Origin of the sequence: Microbispora corallina, from assembly GCF_016863035.1 — a bacterium.
Lineage (GTDB): Bacteria > Actinomycetota > Actinomycetes > Streptosporangiales > Streptosporangiaceae > Microbispora > Microbispora corallina.
The window spans coordinates 69,337-87,705 of the sequence record NZ_BOOC01000031.1 but is presented as its reverse complement, the minus strand read 5'-3'; the positions used below and the strand labels follow the sequence as shown (position 1 = coordinate 87,705).

19 protein-coding genes and 1 pseudogene are annotated in these 18,369 nt (G+C 68.9%); 12 read left to right on the top strand and 8 right to left on the bottom strand.

The genetic code is table 11. The features are described from left to right. Window positions 1-736: 736 nt before the first annotated feature. The gene (locus Mco01_RS27480) at window positions 737-1,384 is read left to right on the top strand and encodes a hypothetical protein (RefSeq protein WP_204059751.1); all 648 of its coding nucleotides are present in this window, start codon (window positions 737-739) and stop codon (window positions 1,382-1,384) included. Here the strand turns inward: Mco01_RS27480 and Mco01_RS27475 are convergent. Further along, window positions 1,315-2,303, bottom strand: a pseudogene (locus tag Mco01_RS27475) (IS5 family transposase). The gene Mco01_RS27480 and the pseudogene Mco01_RS27475 sit on opposite strands and share 70 nt — an antisense overlap. Between Mco01_RS27475 and Mco01_RS27470 the strand changes: the two are divergent. The 4 genes from Mco01_RS27470 (at window position 2,263) to Mco01_RS27460 (ending at window position 5,461) form a co-directional block, all read left to right on the top strand. After that, the gene (locus Mco01_RS27470; protein WP_239103952.1) at window positions 2,263-2,868 is read left to right on the top strand and encodes a hypothetical protein; all 606 of its coding nucleotides are present in this window, start codon (window positions 2,263-2,265) and stop codon (window positions 2,866-2,868) included. The pseudogene Mco01_RS27475 and the gene Mco01_RS27470 overlap by 41 nt on opposite strands. After that, the gene (locus Mco01_RS39310; RefSeq protein ID WP_239103951.1) at window positions 2,868-2,975 is read left to right on the top strand and encodes a GMC family oxidoreductase; all 108 of its coding nucleotides are present in this window, start codon (window positions 2,868-2,870) and stop codon (window positions 2,973-2,975) included. Before Mco01_RS27470 ends, Mco01_RS39310 begins: the two co-directional genes overlap by 1 nt. 528 nt (window positions 2,976-3,503) lie before the next feature. Beyond that, on the top strand, window positions 3,504-4,958 hold the full coding sequence (locus Mco01_RS27465) for a sialidase family protein (protein ID WP_204059750.1): 1,455 nt from the start codon (window positions 3,504-3,506) through the stop codon (window positions 4,956-4,958). Between the two features lie 221 nt (window positions 4,959-5,179). After that, on the top strand, window positions 5,180-5,461 hold the full coding sequence (locus Mco01_RS27460) for a MarR family transcriptional regulator (RefSeq protein ID WP_307825673.1): 282 nt from the start codon (window positions 5,180-5,182) through the stop codon (window positions 5,459-5,461). Here the strand turns inward: Mco01_RS27460 and Mco01_RS27455 are convergent. Both Mco01_RS27455 and Mco01_RS39305 read right to left on the bottom strand, forming a co-directional pair. Continuing rightward, window positions 5,361-6,209, bottom strand: a complete 849-nt coding sequence (locus tag Mco01_RS27455) for a recombinase family protein (RefSeq protein ID WP_425559998.1) — start codon at window positions 6,207-6,209, stop codon at window positions 5,361-5,363. The two genes, Mco01_RS27460 and Mco01_RS27455, sit on opposite strands and share 101 nt — an antisense overlap. Before the next feature lie 235 nt (window positions 6,210-6,444). Beyond that, on the bottom strand, window positions 6,445-6,606 hold the full coding sequence (locus Mco01_RS39305) for a TrmO family methyltransferase domain-containing protein (RefSeq protein ID WP_271217825.1): 162 nt from the start codon (window positions 6,604-6,606) through the stop codon (window positions 6,445-6,447). An 84-nt stretch (window positions 6,607-6,690) separates the two neighbouring features. On the opposite strand from Mco01_RS39305, the gene Mco01_RS39300 reads away from it, so the two are divergent. Then, the gene (locus tag Mco01_RS39300; protein WP_239103948.1) at window positions 6,691-7,089 is read left to right on the top strand and encodes an MmcQ/YjbR family DNA-binding protein; all 399 of its coding nucleotides are present in this window, start codon (window positions 6,691-6,693) and stop codon (window positions 7,087-7,089) included. A gap of 128 nt (window positions 7,090-7,217) precedes the next feature. Here Mco01_RS39300 and Mco01_RS27445 read toward each other — a convergent pair whose 3' ends face one another. The 3 genes from Mco01_RS27445 to Mco01_RS39295 form a co-directional block, all read right to left on the bottom strand. Next, window positions 7,218-7,436 (bottom strand): hypothetical protein, encoded by a 219-nt coding sequence (locus Mco01_RS27445; protein ID WP_204059749.1) that lies wholly within the window; start codon window positions 7,434-7,436, stop codon window positions 7,218-7,220. Between the two features lie 104 nt (window positions 7,437-7,540). Beyond that, window positions 7,541-8,305: a DinB family protein gene (locus Mco01_RS27440; protein WP_204059748.1), complete on the bottom strand. Its 765-nt coding sequence runs from the start codon at window positions 8,303-8,305 to the stop codon at window positions 7,541-7,543. A gap of 269 nt (window positions 8,306-8,574) precedes the next feature. Beyond that, window positions 8,575-9,201, bottom strand: coding sequence for a Tn3 family transposase (locus Mco01_RS39295; protein WP_372444990.1), 627 nt, complete (start codon window positions 9,199-9,201; stop codon window positions 8,575-8,577). Between Mco01_RS39295 and Mco01_RS27430 the strand changes: the two genes are divergently transcribed. The 4 genes from Mco01_RS27430 to Mco01_RS27415 all read left to right on the top strand — a co-directional run bounded on the left by Mco01_RS27430 (window position 9,085) and on the right by Mco01_RS27415 (window position 15,391). Then, on the top strand, window positions 9,085-9,828 hold the full coding sequence (locus Mco01_RS27430; RefSeq protein ID WP_372444992.1) for an SDR family NAD(P)-dependent oxidoreductase: 744 nt from the start codon (window positions 9,085-9,087) through the stop codon (window positions 9,826-9,828). The two genes, Mco01_RS39295 and Mco01_RS27430, sit on opposite strands and share 117 nt — an antisense overlap. A gap of 318 nt (window positions 9,829-10,146) precedes the next feature. Continuing rightward, the gene (locus Mco01_RS27425; protein WP_204059745.1) at window positions 10,147-10,803 is read left to right on the top strand and encodes a phosphatase PAP2 family protein; all 657 of its coding nucleotides are present in this window, start codon (window positions 10,147-10,149) and stop codon (window positions 10,801-10,803) included. A 178-nt stretch (window positions 10,804-10,981) separates the two neighbouring features. Continuing rightward, window positions 10,982-11,479 carry a hypothetical protein gene (locus tag Mco01_RS27420; RefSeq protein WP_204059744.1) on the top strand — a complete coding sequence of 166 codons (498 nt, stop codon included), beginning with the start codon at window positions 10,982-10,984 and terminating at the stop codon, window positions 11,477-11,479. A gap of 204 nt (window positions 11,480-11,683) precedes the next feature. Beyond that, a complete protein-coding gene (locus Mco01_RS27415) occupies window positions 11,684-15,391 on the top strand; it encodes a S8 family peptidase (RefSeq protein WP_204059743.1) in 3,708 nt (1,235 codons plus the stop codon). Between the two features lie 37 nt (window positions 15,392-15,428). Here Mco01_RS27415 and Mco01_RS27410 read toward each other — a convergent pair whose 3' ends face one another. Beyond that, window positions 15,429-15,707: a hypothetical protein gene (locus Mco01_RS27410; protein WP_204059742.1), complete on the bottom strand. Its 279-nt coding sequence runs from the start codon at window positions 15,705-15,707 to the stop codon at window positions 15,429-15,431. A 121-nt stretch (window positions 15,708-15,828) separates the two neighbouring features. Continuing rightward, window positions 15,829-16,074, bottom strand: a complete 246-nt coding sequence (locus Mco01_RS27405; RefSeq protein WP_204059741.1) for a hypothetical protein — start codon at window positions 16,072-16,074, stop codon at window positions 15,829-15,831. A gap of 397 nt (window positions 16,075-16,471) precedes the next feature. Here Mco01_RS27405 and Mco01_RS27400 point away from each other — a divergent pair, with 397 nt between their 5' ends. Beyond that, window positions 16,472-16,942, top strand: a complete 471-nt coding sequence (locus Mco01_RS27400; protein WP_204059740.1) for a hypothetical protein — start codon at window positions 16,472-16,474, stop codon at window positions 16,940-16,942. 220 nt (window positions 16,943-17,162) lie between these two features. Further along, window positions 17,163-18,347, top strand: coding sequence for a hypothetical protein (locus Mco01_RS27395; protein ID WP_204059739.1), 1,185 nt, complete (start codon window positions 17,163-17,165; stop codon window positions 18,345-18,347). The last annotated feature ends 22 nt before the right edge of the window (window positions 18,348-18,369 follow it).

Sequence of the window (18,369 nt, the reverse complement as noted above, 5' to 3'; positions counted from 1 at the left end):
GGAGGGAGGAGCTGGAGACCGCACATGCGAATACAGATCGTGTTTGACCACGCCGAGTGCCTGGTCACCGAGAAGGACCCCGGAAGGCAGGGACGTTGTCAGCGGCTGACCCAACGGTTCCCCGGCTGGAGGACGGCCGCCGCTGGGGACCAGGGCGCCGTCGGTCCGCGGTGCCGAGCGCGTATGCCATCGCGCAGGCCCATCACCGCGCGTTGAGCTGGGCGACCGGGCCGTCATCCGGGGATCAGGACGGCGTGGGTCGGTGGGGCTGAGGTGGGTGCTGCAAGGTTCTCTTCAGCGGATGGGGAAGATGCATGATCGCTTCGTTCCGCTGTGCCAGTCTGGTGAGCTCATCCGGGGTCGGGGCCGGTTGTTCTTCTGCACATCGCAGAGTGCGTGCGCGGGCGCCAGGTTCCAGATCGCGTCGAGGTCGGTTTCCCGAGTCGAGCAGCACCATGTACGAGTACGGGAAGACTTGATCGACGGCAATGTCGTCCGTACCCGGGATGAGAGGCTCCATGCAGATCAGGGTGACCGCGCCGGACGGAGCCTGAGGAGCGTCGTCCAGGTGGCGCACCAGGCGCTTCGTGCGGCGTGCGGCGGCCCGCGCCCGCCCTCATCCACTGGGTGTCGCCGTCGGCGATCGTCCGGCCGCCTTCGGCCCGGTCCGCACTCCGGCTTCCCGCGCGCGTGCGAATCGCAACCGTTTGATAATGGGTCGCTCGTCAACGGCGGCATGGCCGTCGTCCCCAGGCGGGCGTACTTCGAGGAGATCCTCCCGTCCGTCGACGCCGACGAGATGTACTCCACGTACTACCCGCGGGCGAACGCCGGGCTGGGCGTGGGGAACGTCGACCCCGACTGGCTCGAGCACGCCGAGTGCTACCGGTACGCGCGGGCCAGCCGCGACGCCGCACTGCGCTCCGGCTTCCCCACCACCTTGGTGCCGAACGTCTACGACTTCGACTACATGAAGAAGGAGCAGGCCGGTCAGGCGCCGCCCTCCGCGCTGGCAGGCGAGGTCATCTACGGCAACAACCACGGGAAGAAGTCGCTCGCCAAGACCTACCTGCCGGCGGCCTCCGCGACGGGCAGGCTCACGATCACCACGCTGCACAGGGTCACCGCCGTCTCCCCGGCGTCGGGGAGCGCCTACCAGGTCGAGATGGAGCAACTCGACACGTCCGGCGCCGTGGTCGCCACCAAGCGGGTGATCACGGATAGGGTTTTCTTCGCTGCCGGAAGCGTCGGCACGAGCAAGTTGCTCGTCGCGATGAAGGCCCGGGGCCTGCTAGGGCGTGTATTTGGTTGTGATCAATGGATGGCCCGGGCGAGGTCTTTGATCCAGATCATCGCGGCGCGGAGGTGGAGGCCGGCGAGGTAGTTCGCAGGGGTCTTGTCGTAGCGGGTGGCGATCCCTCGCCATGCCTTCAGCTTGTTGATCAGCCGTTCGACGGTGTTGCGCTCCTTGTAGAGCTCGGTGTCGTGGCTGACGGGCCGGCCGCCCTTGCTGCCCTTCTTCTTCCGGTTGGCGGCCTGGTCCCTCTTTTCCGGGATGACTATTTGGATCCGACGTCTTCGCAGGTAGGCCCGGTTGCCGCGGGAGGAGTAGGCCTTGTCGGCGGCGACCGCGCCGGGCCGGGTGCGGGGACGCCCGATGGGCACCCGGACGCGTACCTTCTTCAGCACGGGGATGAACTGCGGGCTGTCGGCGGCCTGTCCCGCGGTCAAGACGAACGCCAGCGGGCGGCATTTGCGGTCGGCGGCAAGGTGAATCTTGCTGGTCTGCCCGCCCCTGGATCGTCCGAGCAGGGCAGCTTTCAGCCGGAGCTTACGCCGGTGCCGGATGCGTCGCCGTTGTTCTGCCCCGGCGTCGTTTGCGGCGTTCTGCTCCTGTCGTCCTTCCGACTCGCCCCCTTTTGCTCTTCGGTGGCCTTCTCCAGGACGGCGACAAGGTCGCGGCCGAGGTGTATCCCGGCGGCATCGTGATGAGCCCGGGCAGTGGTGGAGTCCACGCTGACCAGAGATAAGTCCACCTCGCCGCGTTTGGCGGCTTCCGCGATCGCCCCGTCCAGCAGAGCCTCGAAGACGCCGGCGTCCCTCCACTGCCGGAAGCGGTTGTGGACGGTCGGCCAGGCGCCGAACTCCTCGGGCATCTCCCGCCACTGCCCGCCCGTCCTGAACCGCCAGATCACGCCCTCGAAGTGCTGCCGCAGCCGCTCGGGGTAGGGGCCGAACCTGCCGATCGGCAGGTAAGGCTTGATGAACTCCCACTCTTCGTCTGTCAGCTGGGTCCGCGTCACCCATGACGACCTACCGGATCAGGCCCTGCCGCAAGGGCGAATCCCGATCATTGATCACAACCCGATACGCGCCCTAGGCGACCTGCCCGACGCCGTCGGCGTGGGCTGGGGCAACAACGGGAACGTGATGGTCGCCAGGGGCGACAACCTCTGGAACCCCAACGGGCCGGCGCAGTCGACCATCCCCATCGTGGCCATCGACAGCTGGGAGTCGAGCCGACCCTGCTTCACCGAGATCGCCCCGTTTCCTGTGGGCGTGGACACGTGGATCAGTCTCTACCTGGCAATCACCAAGAATCCGAACCGAGGCCGGTTCCTGTTCGACTCCGGGACGGGAACGGCGCGGCTGGACTGGCAGACGTCGCAGAACCAGTCCTCCATCGACGCGGCGAGGTCGGTGCTCGACGTGATCTATCAGGAGGAGGGCACGGCCTACCGCTCGGACCTGTTCGGCGTCGGCAAGGTCTGGGGCGATGACCTCACCTACCATCCCCTCGGCGGTTGTGTGCTCGGCCGGGGACGGACGACTACGGCCGCCTGCCCGGATATCGGGGCCTCTACGTGATGGACGGCTCGCTGATTCCCGGCAGCACCGGCGTCAACCCGTTCGTCACGATCACCGCCCTCGCCGAGCGCAACATGGAGAAGATCATCGCCACCGATCTCGGCTGAGGGCCGACGCTCAGCCACCTCATCGGGGATCTGATCGCCGTCCGCAACCGTGAGGCCGATGCCTGGGGGCGTACGCCGTCCGGCCCCGGTCCGCGTGCGGCCGATTATTGGGCCTTGGCGGACCGGGAAGCCCGGCATACCGTCACGTTCTCGGGTCCTTCCTTCGTGGTCGGGAAGCTGTCGGGAGTGCCCGGCGTCGTCCCGTCGTCCCACGGAGGCAGGATGCGATTTCGGCGTGCGCTCAAGCGGCCGCCCCGGGCGCGTTCCTCGACGTCCCCCGTCACGGGTACGGCCGCGGGCACCGGCCTGCGCTGTGTCCCGCCCAGGCCGTCGGCATCGGCCTGCCCTGTGTCCCGCCCTTGCTCCCGGTACCGAACCCGCGTCATGGGCCGACCTCGCCGATGACACGCAGACCGTCACGGCCACTGCGCGATCCCCTTGAAACGCCATTAAACAGGTCATCCGCCGTGCCGAGGCCATACTCCGGTCTCGGCGCGGTACTCCTCCCACCCCCTTGGAGACGGACAGATGCCCACCCCCGCCGGGCGCCGAGGAATCGCCGCCCTGACCACCTCACCGGTCGTCATCGCCGCGGCTCTGATCCTCGCCGCCACCCCCGCACTGGCGAACGTCGCCGTGACCGAGATCGGGGCCGACACGTTCACCAACTCCACCAGCCAGCATCGCACCCAGGTGGAACCGGACACCTTCCAGTTCGGCAGCACCATCGTCACCGCCCAGCAGACCGGCCGGTTCTTCGACGGCGGCGCGTCCGACGTCGCCTTCGCCACCTCCGGCGACAACGGCGTCACCTGGACACGGGGCAACCTGCCCGGCATCACCACCTTCTCGGGAGGCAGGTTCAACCGGGTCAGCGACGCGTCCGTGGCCTTCGACGCCCGGGACAACGTCTGGATGATCTCCACGCTCGCGATCACCGACACCTCTGGGGTCGCCGGCGCGGCTGTCCTGACCAGCCGCAGCACCGACGGCGGACACACCTGGGGCAGTCCGGTCACCACCGCCGCGGCCACCGGATCGGCCAACTTGGACAAGAACTGGATCGTCTGCGACAACACCTCCACCAGCCCGTTCTTCGGCCGCTGCTACACGGAGTTCGACGACAACGGTGCGGGCAACGCCATCAGGATGGCGCGCTCCAGCGACGGCGGCGCGAGCTGGACCGTGGTCGGCACCTCGTCGACCGGCCTCGGCGGACAGCCGGTGGTGCGGCCGAACGGCACCGTGCTGGTGCCGTACCTGAGCAACAACAACCAGATCCGCTCCTTCCGCTCCATCGACGGCGGCGTCTCCTGGCGGGCCTCCGTCCTGGTGTCGGCCGTGCAGGACCACACCGTCGCGGGCGGCCTGCGCAGCGAGCCGCTGCCGACGGCCGAGATCGACTCCGCCGGGACCGCATACGTGGCCTGGCAGGACTGCCGCTTCCAGTCCGGCTGCGCCGGCAACGACATCGTGATGAGCAAGTCCACCAGCGAGACCACCTGGGGCGCGGTCACCCGGATCACCAGCGACGGCGGCGACCACTTCATCCCCGGTCTCGGCGTCGACCGCACCACCTCCGGCGCCACCGCCCGGTTGGCGCTCACCTACTACCGCTACCCGGCCTCCAGCTGTACGGCCGCCACCTGCCAGCTCACCGTCGCCGCCACCTCATCCACGAACGGCGGATCGAGCTGGGCGGCGCCCACCCAGATCCAGGGGCCGATGTCGCTGTCCTGGATCGCCGACACCTCGCAGGGCCGCATGGTGGGCGACTACATCTCCACCTCGGTCATCCCCGGCGGCAACGCCTTCGCCGCCTTCGCGGTGGCGACGGCCCCCTCGGGCAGCACGTTCAACGAGGGAACCTTCACCGTCGCCGGAGGACGTCCGATCACCAGCAGCCTGGCCGCCGCACGCACGGCCGACGTTCCGGTGGCCACCGGCGAGCCGGCGCCCACGACGCTGCGCACGGCCCGCTGAGCCCTGCCGGCACATCCCTTTCGACAACTGAAGGACGCCAGGACCTGGTCATACTCGCTGCGAGGGTGCGGCGAAGTCGTGACCACGGTCCTGGCGACCGTGCCCGGACGCACCTGGGAGGCCGATCGACAGGAGATACAGCGCCGAATCGTCCAGTAGGTCCTCCCGCTCGCGGCCGGCGACATCGGCGCGGCCGCCGCGGCCGTCTCTGATGTGTACGGATATCGGCGGCGTCGCGCCGCGTCGTCATCCACGACACGGACAACTGCGAGGGGCCGCCCGTCGTCGACCGGCTCGAGGCCAAGGGCTGGTGTCGGCGCAAGGCCAACCCGGACGACCGCCGATCGTCCCTGCTGGTGCTGACCCCAGCGGGCCCGGGGTTGAGGAACAGCGGTACAGCCATTAGCGGTGAGAATGATCTTCATCGGCTTCGTCGTGTTCGCGGAGCATCCGCAGGACGGTCGCGGGCGAGGGATGTCGGCCCTTCTTCTTGCCCTTGGTGATGACGAGTTTGGCCGCGATCTCGCGCAGGCTGAGGTTCTTCTCGCGCAGGTGGAGGGCCAGGGAGAGCATGGCGTCGTCGGTGACGGTGGCGCCGCCGATGGTCTGGCCGCGGGTACGGGCTGACTCGTGGCCTTCCAGGCTGCGGTCGCGGATGTACTCGCGTTCCATGCCGGAAAGCGCGGCGAGCACGGTGAACACGATGCCGGACGGGTTGTGGTTGCCCTGAAGTTCGCCGGTGAGGAATTCCAGGGCGACGCCATAGGACTTGAGCTGCTCGGCGAGCTCAGCCAGGGCCAGGCCGCGTCCGAGGCGCTTGTGCTCGTGGACCACTAGCGTGACACCGAGGCTGGCGGCCCGCAGCTCCCGCGCGAACTCCACCGCACGGTCGAGCTCGGGACGACTGACGGCGCGGGTTGAGATCTTCTCGGAGAAGATCTTCGTCACGCCCGCGGCGGTGAGAGAGTCGAGCTGGGTGTCGAGCGACTGTCGGGCTGTGGACGCGCGAGCGTACCCGATCCGGACGTGCCCGCTCAGCTCGGCCCCGGAGCTTGCGGGGCGGGGCAGTTCGACCCACGGAGTGCCCGGCTTGCGGATCGGCGGGGTGACAACCGTCAGGGCCTTGGCGAGCGAGGGGACGAGGCGGAACCGGGCGGTGTGGTAGTTGATCGCCACCCTGCCCTTGCTGGTCCGGCAAGGTGACCCGGCAGGCGCGGCACAGCTGGACATGGGGCAGCCGTGGGTTTCCACGCTGAGGTACCCGTCATTCACCCGGTGAGTGTTTCATGGGGTCGTTTCATGTGGCTACAGTTTTGAAACGACCTATGAAACGGCGAATGCCCTGTTCGCGATCTCCGGTGAGAACTGTTTCATGTGTGCTCGTCTATCAAACGCCCGCCGGGATCGACCGGAAGTGATCTCGCGGGCCCAGCCTTCAGCCGACCGGTTCTGTGGGACGAGATCTTCCGGGGCCCGCGATCCAGTTTTAGTAGTACTGATGCATCAGGTTGGTTGCCCAGGGGGCTTGCCGTACCTCGTCCTGCGGCGCGAACTCGCGGAGGTACGGTTTGATGTCCAGCACCGGCGTGCCATCCAGGGCGTCAAGATCGGCCACGTGAAGCGCGCGCCCAGGGCCCGATAGTCCTATGACGTCGGCGCGGCCCCGCCAACCCCGGAGACTCTGATGTGCTGATGTCCTACCCGGCGGGCAGGATGGGCGCGGGAGGTATAGATGAGTGACATCGCGGACGTTCCACCCGCCGTTGTGGGCCGGCTCCGGGTGATCTGCGGGGAACTGCCCGAGGCGTACGAGGAGCCGGCGTGGATCGGCTTGCGGTGGCGGATTCGCCGGCGGACGTTCCTGCACGTCTACACCACCGACGTGAGGGGGTCGGCGTACATCGATATGGACGATCCGGCCATCCTGATGACCTTCCGGGCGCCGCCCGGGGAGTCGGCCGCGCTGGCGCATGCCGGCCCTCCGTTCTTCCGGGCCGACTGGGGTGTGAATGTCGTGGGAATGGTGCTGGACGACGAGACGGACTGGGTCGAGGTTGCCGAGCTGGTGACGGACAGCTATCGCGTGCAGGCGCCCCGCCGCCTCGCGTTCCGGCTGAAGGCAGGGGGATGAACCGCCGGCTACCTCCCCACGTTGCCGCTTATCCAGGTTCGGTGCTGAGAAACATTCCTAATCACGGTGGGATAGGTCGGTTGCCGCACTGGCCAGAGATATTTCAGGAGTCGATTCCGATGACGACATCACCCAGTGCCGCATGCTCGGGTCGTCTGGCCGGATTTGCGGGTGCAGTTCATTCCGGGCGTGATCGGCTTCACGAACTGGTGGATGCCTTCGCAGGTCCACCTCGGCGTGACATCGAGGAAGACCTCGCGTCGTTCGTTGGGGAAGCCCGCATTGCTGGTCTTTCCGTAGCCGGTCGTGACTACCTCGCCGGTCGGGACTACCTCGCCGGTCGGCACCGCGCCCTGGCTGGGCAGTGCGGGTGCGATGAGGGGCTCCGACAGCAAGATGGGCTGGTCAAGCGCAGGATCGCGAGATCGCCGTCCGTTGCCGGGACGCGCCTTCACTCGGTTCGGGCACCGGCCTCGAGCACGGTGAGGTCGCGGACCGCATACCGGTGATGCTCGGCCTCTTCCTTGGACACCACTGTGAGGCAGCGGCGCACGACGTACTCCTTGTCCGGGTAGGGGTCGGCCGGCTTGCGACCACATACCCGGTCGAGCTCGGCCTCGGTGAGCTCGTCGACGACCCGGCGCATTGTGGCCATGCGGGCGAGCCGCGGCGCGAGTACCTCGTCGAGCGTCGGGGTGGCATCGAGGGTGAGCCCGAGCTTCGCCGATGCTTCGGCCGGCATCCCGCCGCTAGGAAGGCCCAACGGGTGGTACGGCGCGTCCTCCTCGAGTACGGCGTTGCCGATCCAGGCATCGCTGGCCATCAGCAGATGCCGCTGCGTCTCGACGAACGACCACTCGCCGTCGACCTGCTCGTGCAGCTTCGCCTCGGGTAGGCGCCTGGCGCGGTCGAGCGTCTCCTCCCATTGCTTCTCGATGGCATCCCAAGCGGCCCGGTATTCGGCGGCGGACGTGGCCTCACGGGCCAGCACCCGGTTGGGATGCAGCCGGTCGAGCTCGGCCTCGACGTAGGCGGTCACGTCGACGTCGTTGACAACGACACGCTCGAAGCCGCCACCGAGGGAGACGTTGCCCCCATAGCAGTCCACGATCTTCAGGCCGGTGACGTCGCAATCGCGAATCTCGAGGCCGGAGAGGTCGCTCAGGTGGATGCGGGCACCACGGAACTGGTCACTTTGGGTGTACTCAGCAGGCATTGGGACAGTTTCCCGTATCCGTCCCGCCCGTGCCAGTGAACGGCACAACGTGAGGGTTGCGTGTTGCGTCCGGGTGGGGGAGTGCGGGATCGAGCACCTTGGCGAGCGCTCGACGATCGATCTTGCCCGCACGGTTGAGGGGGTCGGAGTGATTTGGAACGAAATCCCAATCCTGGACAAGGTCGGACGGGGTCGCCATGATCACGAATTTGGCGGCTGGGCGCATGCCTCTTACTTACGACCCCTCATGGGCGGGTTAAGGCCTGCAATCAGCCCTCGTCTTCTTCGTGCTGGGAGGGGTCTCGTAGCGGGCGAAGGCCTTCGCCGGGCTGGGAGGCGATGAAGTTGTAGCGGCCCAGCGTGTTGATGTGCTTATAGCCGAGGGGTGAGAGCCGGGCCACGTCCTCGTCGAGCACTTCTCGGTCCTTGGGCGGATGGGCACGCAGCTGTTCCACGGCGGCATCCAGGTGGCGGCTGTTCCACAGGACAATCGCGTTCAGGATAAGGCCGAGGGATCCGAGCTGATCCTCCTGGCCCTCACGGTACGCCTGGTGGATACGGCCGCGTCGACCGTGGCAGATCTCCCGGGCCAGCGTGTGGCGGGCTTCTTGGATAGTGAGCTGCCGGTTGACCCGGCGCCGGTAGGTGTCATCGACCGGGTCGATCACGGCGAGGAGATGGAGAGTCTTGGCGATGCGGCCGTACTCCTCGAAGGCCTGCCCGAGCGGCGTGGGGCGGCCTTCGCGGCCGAACATGCGCAGCAGGTCATAGGCGCGGACCTGGTTGGTGATCAGCGACCCGGCCACGCGCAGCATGTCCGGCCACCAAGTGATGATCTTCTTAAGGTTGATCGCCTCGCACGGGAAGGCGCAGATGTCGCCCTCACCTACGTCCACGAGAAGGACAAGGCCGAGGCAGTGGTCGACGAGCTGACCAGCCTCGGGGTGAAAGCGGCGGCGTTCCAGGCCGACCAGGGCAAGCCGGACGAGGTCATCGGCATGGTGCGCGGTGTCGCGGACCGCTTCGGCCGCATCGACGTACTCGTCAACAATGCCGGTGTCTTCGTCACCGGCCCGATCGGCTCGCTGTCACTCGACGACATCACGCGCCAGTGGGCCGTGAACGTGCAGGGCTTGGTCGCGACCACGCTGGAAGCGGTCAAGTCCATGCCTGACGGCGGGCGCATCATCAACATGGGTTCTGTCAACGGGGAACGCAGCGCCGCCGCCGGCCTCGTGGACTATGCGGCGACGAAAGCCGCAGTGTCGGCCTACACACGCTCCTGGGCCCACGACCTGGCACCCCGGCGGATCACGGTCAACGCGGTCCTGCCCGGCCCCTCGGACACCGACATGGGAATCCCCCAGGAAAGCGACCTCGGCAAGTTTCTCCTTGGCCTCCTGCCCTACCACCGCTACGCGTCTCCCGACGAAGTAGCCGGTGTGATCGCCTTCCTGGCGAGCCCCGATGCCTCCTACACGACCGGCGGAGAAATCCGCGTAGACGGCGGCTGGAACGCGTGATCGTCACCCGGGGGCGTGACTCTTAGCTTTGGGTATGCCGAGGTCGGACGCGCGCTTGGGGCGTTGCCTGCCTACTGCAGCAGCTGCGCCGGGTTTAGTGCGGCAGAGCGTTTGATTCAGATTTCCTCATAGGCCGCAATGCGGACGCGACATTACAGATATTGCAGCCTGGGGCGCTAAAAAATTCTTTCTCGGTGCATGGGAAAACCGCGCAATCGCCAATAGGCAGGAGTGTGCGTTCTTGGTCCATCACTACTGCGCTCGCTCACCCAGGAAGTATTCGGCGGCGAAGATAGCCGGCCGTGATAAGGACGTGACGTGACCTCAGGTGGAAAAAAGCTGACCAGTGGCCTGGTCGTGCTGGCGGCGCTGTTCGGGCTGGGGCTGGCGGCTAAAACGGCCGTATTGACACGGTGGGACATAGCCTTCGACGAGCAACTCGCCGAACGGCGTGACGGTGCACTGACATGGCTGGCGAAATCGGCGACGGACGCGTCGCAGACCTTGGTCGGGGTGGCGCTGGCCATACTGATTCCCTCAGTGCTGTGGATGCTGCACCGGCGGCGGGATGCGGTCCGGGTGCTGCTCGCCCTCTGCGGGGCGCTGGTTCTGGCCCTCGTGGCGAAGGTAACGGTATCTGAGCACCGCCCACCGGCCCGGCTGTGGGTCGAAGCTCCGGACAATGCGCAGAGCTTCCCCAGTGGGCACACCACGATCGCCGCAGCCGTGGCGCTCGCCCTGGTCCTCGTGCTGCGCGGGCGCGCTCGAGCCCTGGCAGCGGTACTCGGGGCATTGGTGACGGCCGGGGTGGCGCTGGCCCGGATGTACCTGGGAGTGCACTACCCCCCCGACGTCGCAGGCGGGGTGCTGACCGCCATATCCGCACTGCTGCTGGCGCTGGGATTCCTGGAACTACCGCCTGTCGCCGGGCGGCTGACCCCAAGAGAGCGGCCCGAAGGCGACGCCCGGAAGTAGGCTGCCGCTTCCCCAGGGCTCCGTCGTTCTCGCGATCGGTCGGGAATGATCACGTGAGTCCGAAGAGCGTCAGCGGCCTGGTCATGTCCCGGCCGTGATGGCGCAGGCCCTCGGCTTACACCTATAGGTGCGGCTCGATGGCGAGCCGCGCCCGTCCCTCCCCCGCGAGGAGGCGTTCATGGTGTCGCACACATCTCCGCCCAGCAGGGATCCCGTGGCGCGTGCGACACCTGGATCGGACCTCTCGGAGGTCAGCCAATTCCTTCAAGAGGAGTCGCGAAGTGGGGAGGGGACGGCGGATGGTAGTCATGAAGACGGCGATGGGCCAGAAGGCGACAGCTCTGAGGCGGGCGACAACCGGGTGGACGGCGCCGACGTCGAGCCGGTGGAACTCTCACCTAACGATCTCCATGAGATCGAGAGAGAGCACGCCCCGGGCGTGGCCCGTGACAGCCCGGGAATGCGACACAGGCGGCTCGTCGCTGAGCGGCGAATCGTGGAGATCCTCGGCCGTGACGGTTTCAGGGGCGAGCGGTGGAAGCAGCTGGCGAGAAGACAGCTGGAGTACGGCCACCCGATCGTGGAGAGCTGGCTGCGAACGGGAAAGATCTTCAAGCATGCCCAGCGCTACCGCCGGCCGGTCTACCGGCACGTCGGCGACCACGATGCCGGATGACCGCCTGCGGGGCATCTGGTTTCGCCGCTGACTGTCGAAACCGCGACATGTCGCAAAGCCGCCAAGAGCTGGAGTTGATTACTCCCTAGGTGCTCTCGATCATGTCGAGTGCTCTTTATGCCCCATTTCGGGAGAAACTCCTTGCGCAACCCCCTCTCTCATCGGCGTGGGCTGACCGTCCTCTCCGCCGCCCTAACGGCGGTCATGGCGGCCTCGCCGGTCCTCGCGGCCACGACCTCACCTCCCCCGGACAAGACCGCCGCCCTGGCCGCCGCGGCCGGCGCCACCACACGCACCGTAACGCTGATCACGGGTGACAAGGTCTCGCTCAGGGGTGGGACCTCCGGCCCCGCGGGCGTCTCCATCCAGGGCCCGAACGGCGGGCGGGCCGGCGCCAGGGTGACCACCGTCGACGATCATCTTTACGTCTTCCCCGACTCGGCCGTGCCGTACGTCGCGGCGGGACTGCTCGACAAGGGTCTCTTCGACGTCACCGAGCTCGTCGCCGACGGCTACGACGACGCGCGGAGCGACCATCTGCCGCTGATCGTCACCTACACGGACGCGGCCGCCCGCAAGCAGGCCGAGACGGTGCCGGGCGGGGCCAGGAAGGTCCGCACCCTCAGCAGCATCCAGGGCGCCGCGCTGTCCGCCGACCACGACAGCGCCGCCGGCTTCTGGACCTCCCTCACCGGCTCCGCCCCGGGGGACTCGGCACGCAAGACGTCCGCCGCGCCGTCCCTGACCGGCGGGATCGCCAAGATCTGGCTGGACGGCAAGGCGAAGGCGGACCTGGCCGACACCGTCCCGCAGATCGGCGCCCCCGAGGTGTGGGCGGCGGGCAACACCGGCGAGGGCGTCAAGATCGCCGTCCTCGACACCGGAGTCGACGCCGACCACCCCGACCTCAAGGACAGGGTCACGGCCACCGCCGTCTTCGTCCCCGATGAGGACATCAAGGACTACAACGGCCACGGCACTCATGTCGCCTCGACCATCGCCGGCACCGGCGCAGCCTCGGGGGGACTGGAAAGGGGCGTCGCCCCCGGCGCGAACCTCCTGATCGGCAAGGTGCTCTCCAACGCGGGAAGCGGCCAGGACTCCTGGATCATCGCCGGTATGGAATGGGCCGCCCGCGACCAGCACGCCAAGGTCATCAGCATGAGCCTCGGCGCCGGCCCCACCGACGGCACCGACCCGCTGAGCCAGGCCGTCAACAAGCTCAGCACCGAGACCGGCGCGCTCTTCACCATCGCGGCCGGCAACGCGGGCCCGGAGCCCGGGACCGTCAGCACGCCGAGCACCGCCGACGCCGCGCTCTCGGTGGCGGCCGTGAGCGTCGGCGCGAAGGGCACGGCCCTCGCGTCGTTCTCCAGCCGCGGCCCGCGCGTCGGCGACTCCGCCCCCAAGCCGGAGATCGCCGCGCCCGGCGTGAACGTGCTGGCCGCCCGGTCGCAGTACACGTCCGAGGGCGAGGGCTCCTACCAGACCCTCAGCGGCACCTCGATGGCCACCCCGCATGTCGCGGGAGCCGCCGCGCTGCTGGCGGCCGCTCACCCGGACTGGACCGGGCAGCAGCTCAAGGACGGTCTGATCAGCACCAGCAAACTGCTCCGGCAGTACAACGCATACCAGGTGGGCGGCGGCCTCCTCGACGTCGCGTCGGCCGCTCGGAACACGGTCTTCGCCACCGGCACGGCGTTCATCGCGGCGAAGTGGCCGTACACGGCAGGCCAGCGGGCCGAGCGTCCGGTGACCTACACCAACACGGGTGACAGCCCGGTCACCCTCGACCTCGCCGTCTCGGGCGGGGCCCCGGCGGGCCTGTTCGAGCTGTCCACGCCCCAGGTCACCATCCCGGCCCACGGGACGAGCACCGTGACCGTAAGAGCCAACCTGGACCGGGCGGATCTCGACAGCCACTTCAGCGCTCGGATCGAGGCGTCCGACGCCCAGGGCGCCCTGCTGGCCCACACCGTGATCGGCTTCTACAAGGAAGGTGAGCGGGCGCGGCTCACCGTCCACGCCAAGGACAGGGACGGCAAGCCCCTCGCCGGAGACCTGCTGGTGACCCGCCTTCTGCCCAACGGCCACCAGTCGATCGACTACTACTCGGTCGACGCTTCCGGCACAACGGAGCTGCGAGTGGCGACCGGCACCTACGCCATCTGGATGTGGGGCGACGTACAGGGCGTCCACGGCCCGTACTCCCTCGGCAAGGTCCTGCTCGGCAAGCCCCGGATCGACCTCGCCGCCGACACGGAGGTCACCCTGGACGCCTCCACCGCACACCAGGTCAGGACCATCCTGCCCCCGGACGGGGACCAGCCGAGGACCACGGCGGAGTCCAGGATCGACTTCCTCCGCGGATTCGGCAACGGCGGCATCGGCGACTCCTACCTGCTCGGCCGGCAGTACGACAGCATGTGGGCGCAGCCCACCGACAAGGCGACCGACGGGGCGTTGCGTTTCGGCGCGCGCTGGCGTGACGAGCAGCCCCGCCTCGCGGTGTCCACGGGAGATCGCGACTACGACGACCTGCTCCTCCAGACCCGCTTCAAGCCGCTGCCCGAGGGGCAGCGGACCTTTGACACGGTCTTCGCGGGTGAGGGCTCCGCGGCGGACTTCGCCCGGGTGAAGGCCCGGGACAAGGTCGCCGTGGTGCGCTGGACCGGCAACGTCGCGCCGGAGGCGCAGGCCGACGCCGCCGCGAAGGCGGGGGCCAAGCTGCTCCTGATCGTGAACACGGGGTACGGCCGGCTCGACGCGTGGGACGCGGTGCAGACGGACGCCCCGCTGCCGGTGGCGTCGATCACCCGGGACGAGGGCGAGCAGCTGATCTCCCGCGTCCAGCACGGGAGGACGCCGCTGCACGTGGTCTCCCACCCGGAGGTCGCCTATCTCTTCGACCTCGTGCACTGGTGGGACGGAGCGGTCCCGGCCGATCCGACATACCGCCCGAAGCAGGGCGACCTGGCCCGCGTCGACGTCTCCTTCGAGAACTACCAGCAGGACAGGGCCATGGAGTCCCGCTACGACATCCAGCCCGACGGGCGCGCGGGCGTCAGCGGCTACCTCACCGCCATGCCCGCCCAGAGCAGGCGCACCGACTGGGTGTCCGCGGACGGCGGCGTCACGTGGTTCGAGAACGCGCTCGTCATCCCGGCGGAGATCCAGGAGTCCTCGGAGAGGCTCGCCTACGTGGGCGGCACGACCACCTCGGTCCGCTGGTTCGGCCCCATCCAGCGCCCGCGGATGAACTCGGTCTCGTTCCCGAACCGCGGCGGCGACGCGCTCGCGATCACCGTCCCCTCATGGGGTGACTCCGGCGGGAGCCACGCGGGTGAGGCGCTCTTCAACCCGTATGCCACGCAGACCATCTCCCTCTACCAGGGCGACGACCTCGTGGACCAGGTGAAGACGGAACGGCTCGACCGTGGCCTGTCCATGGTGCCGTTGGTCAGCCCCGACCGGCTGCCCTACCGGCTCGTCAACGAGGCCTCCCGCGATGCCTCGGTGTACCCGTACTCGACCCGGACCCTGACCGAGTGGAACTTCACGTCGGGGTACGTCGAGAGCGACTCGTCGAGGGACCTGCCCCTGATCCAGCTCGACTACGACGTCGACCTGGACGCGGCGGGACGGGCGGGACGCCGTGCGGACCTGACGGTCACTCCTCTGCACATCCCGACCGCGGTGGACAACGGTCCGATCGACACGATCACCGTGGACATCTCGTACGACGACGGGGCGACGTGGACCAGGGCGCACCTCGACCGCACGAACAAGGGATGGACGGCGAAGCTCCGCGCCCCCGGCTCGGCCGGCGCCGTCACGCTGCGCACGTTCGCCAAGGACACCGTGGGCAACAGCGTCAGCCAGACCATCGTGCGGGCCTTCGGACTGAGGTGACCGCACCGGCTTGTGTCTGACGACGGGGCGGGGCCGCTCAGGACAGCTCCGCCCCGTGGTGGATTTCCGGGTTCGCGGCGACGGACATGGAGCCGAGCAGGCGCTGGGCGGCCTTCTTGAGCGCCGCGGCCACGGAGCCGGCGCGGACCCTTTCGAACAGCGGCGTCTGGGCGTCTTCGGCGACTGCCCGGAGCCTCTCCTCCTCCCGGAAGAGGTCGTGGAACGCGGCGACCGGGCCGTCGGCCAGGCGGCGCCGGGCATCGCTGTGGCGCTGGGACACGCGGCCGGGCGTCACGCCGAGGATGCGGGCGCTCATAGCCGGAAATTGGGAGGGGGAACGAAGGTGGTCGTCAAGAGCTCCTCGGGGATGCGGAACGAGCGGCCCCACGCGGAAGGCGGGCAGTTCCCCTGAATGCACCAGGCACTGACGTGGTGGCCTACCTACGGGAGCGCTTGGAGGGTTCGGGGCGGTCGGCGATCCAGCGTAGGAGCCGGAAGGCGCGCTCGCTGAGGCGGTCGGAGCCGAACAAAGCGGTGGCCATGATGGTGAGGCCGACGGCGCCCTCGAGCCCGGCGAGGACGGTGCTCAGCGCGGGGTGGACGGCCCCGCCGGCAGCGGGTACGGCGGCCGCGAGGGTCGCGAGCGCGGCGGCGCGGCCGGGGCGGAAAGTCGAGCGGGTCATGGCACGATTTCATCCGCCGACAGCCTGCGGTGTCCGGTTTGCAGGGCGACCCCGGATTATCCGGGGTTACCGTATCCGACGACTACGGTACGGCGCCGCTGATCCGATTTAGGGTGAGATCGCCACCGTAGGTGGCGGTACCGGGATCTGCCGGGGGAGGACAGCGAAGGGGCCACGACATGGCGGGACCGCCCAACGACCGTGGCGACGGCGTGCGTGTCTTCCTCGGCTACCTGATGCAGGCGCAGTCGGCGTCCTGGAACCCCCGGCACAGTGGCTGTCCCGCCACTCGGGCATCCCGAAGACCACCGTCGAATCGCTCATCAACGGCAGGCGTAAGCGACTGCCGGACTGGACGGAGCAGGCCGAGCCCCTCCTTAAGGCCTACCGCCAGAAGGTGAAAGACGATGAGCGCGGGGATCCCGACACCGTGCTGGGCAGCATGGCGGCCTGGAAGCAGGCCTACGACGACGCGCAAAACGGCCGACCGCTGACCTTCCCCCTCCCGATGTCTGCTTCCGCCACCGCACCCCCGGCCACCACAGGACCTGGCTGGCCCATCAGCCAGGTCCGGCCGCTGGACCTGGAAGTCCATCCGGCCATTCGCGTCGACACCTCCGATCGCGGCCTAGGGGAGCTGCCCGCCTACATCCCTCGGGCACATGACGAAATCCTCGCCGATATCGTCCGCCAGGTGCAGGCAGGGACTGCCGAGCAGCGACTCCACCGGGACGTTCGCGACCGACTTGAGGATCACCGGCTGGCCGCCGGAGAACAGCGGCACCTGGGCGATCAGCCACACGATGCGGTTCTCGTCGGCCGCCACGAACGGGGCATTCAGGCGACGAGCAGGCGGCTAAGCCGCTGACACGCCGTGAGGAGCCCGCTGACGGTCGTGACGAAACGCCTGCCCAACTAGGTGACCACTCTCAGGTCGGTCTCAGCCTCACCGCTCAAGTCGATCTACGTCTGGATAACTTGCGAGAATTACACGTCTCCCAAGCTATCGACGCCCGTCAGGCACGCAACGGATTGATGTTTTCGACTATTGATTTCCAGAAATCCAGAAAATAGCTACACTCTGGCCCGTGACGATCTCCACGACCAGGACGGCGTGCAAGCACTGCGGGGCGTCGATCGAGCAGCAGGCGCGCCGGGGGAGGCCGAAGGAGTACTGCCCGGACGGCGACTGCCAGGCGGCTGCCAAGCGCGAGCGGGAGATGCGGCGGGCGACCCCGGGGCTGGAGGGCGCGCTGGCGCGCGTGGAGGACCTGTATGAGCGAATGGAGAAGGGCCTTGCCGCCGCCATCGAGCCGTTGGCGCAGGTGCTGTCCGAGGAGCTGAGCCCGGCGGGTGTCGAGGCGAAGCTCAGCGCGATCCAGGCCGAGGCCCACACGAGCGTGGCGATCGCCCGGGCGGAACGCGAGCAGGCCCTGGAGCAGGTACGGCTGGCCAGGGAGGCGGCTGAGGAGGCGCGCCGGGAGGCGGAGGAGTCCCGGCGCCGGGCCGAGGAGGCCTACACCGAGCGCGACACGGCGTTCGCCGACGCCGAGACGGCGCGGGAGCAGGCGCTGGCGGCGCTGCGGGAGGCCGCGAGCATCGAGCGGCGCGCCCGCCAGGAGACGGCGGCGGCCGTCCGGCGGGCGGAGGCGGCGGAGTCGGCCCGCGAGCAGGCCGTTCGCGAGCTGGCCGACCGGGTGGACCGCGCCGAGGCCGAGGCCGCCGAGACGCGGGGCCGCGCCGCGCGGGCGGAGGAGGAGCGCGACCGCGCCCTGACCGGCGCCGCCCAGGCCCGCGACGAGGCGGAACTGGCCCGCCGCGCCCACCGTGAGGCCGAACAGGCCACAGCCGCCGCCCTGGCCCGAGCCCAGGCGGCGGAGGCGGAGCGCGACCGCGCGGTCGCCCGCGCGGAGGCCGAACGCGATCGGGCCGTCGCACTCGCCCACGAGGAGCGGGACAGGGCGCTCGGCCGCGCCCAGGAGGCCGAGTCGGCCCGTGGGCAGGCGGTCGCGGACGCGGCGCGCGCCGCGGCGGAGGCGGCGCAGGCAGAGGCCCGCGTGCGCGCGTCCGCCGAGGAGACCGCCCGGGCCGTCGAGGACGCCCGTACGGCCGCGGCGGAACGGGAGCGGGTCCGGGCCGAGCTGGCTCTGGAGCGGGCGCGGCTCTCGGATCTGCGCGCCCAGCTGGATGTGGCCAGGTCCGAGGCCGCCCAGCTCCGGGAGCGCGCCGTCGCCGCGGAGCTGCGCGCCGGCAGAGAGGACCAGAGCTCATAGCGCGTGCTTATATAAGCTAGTC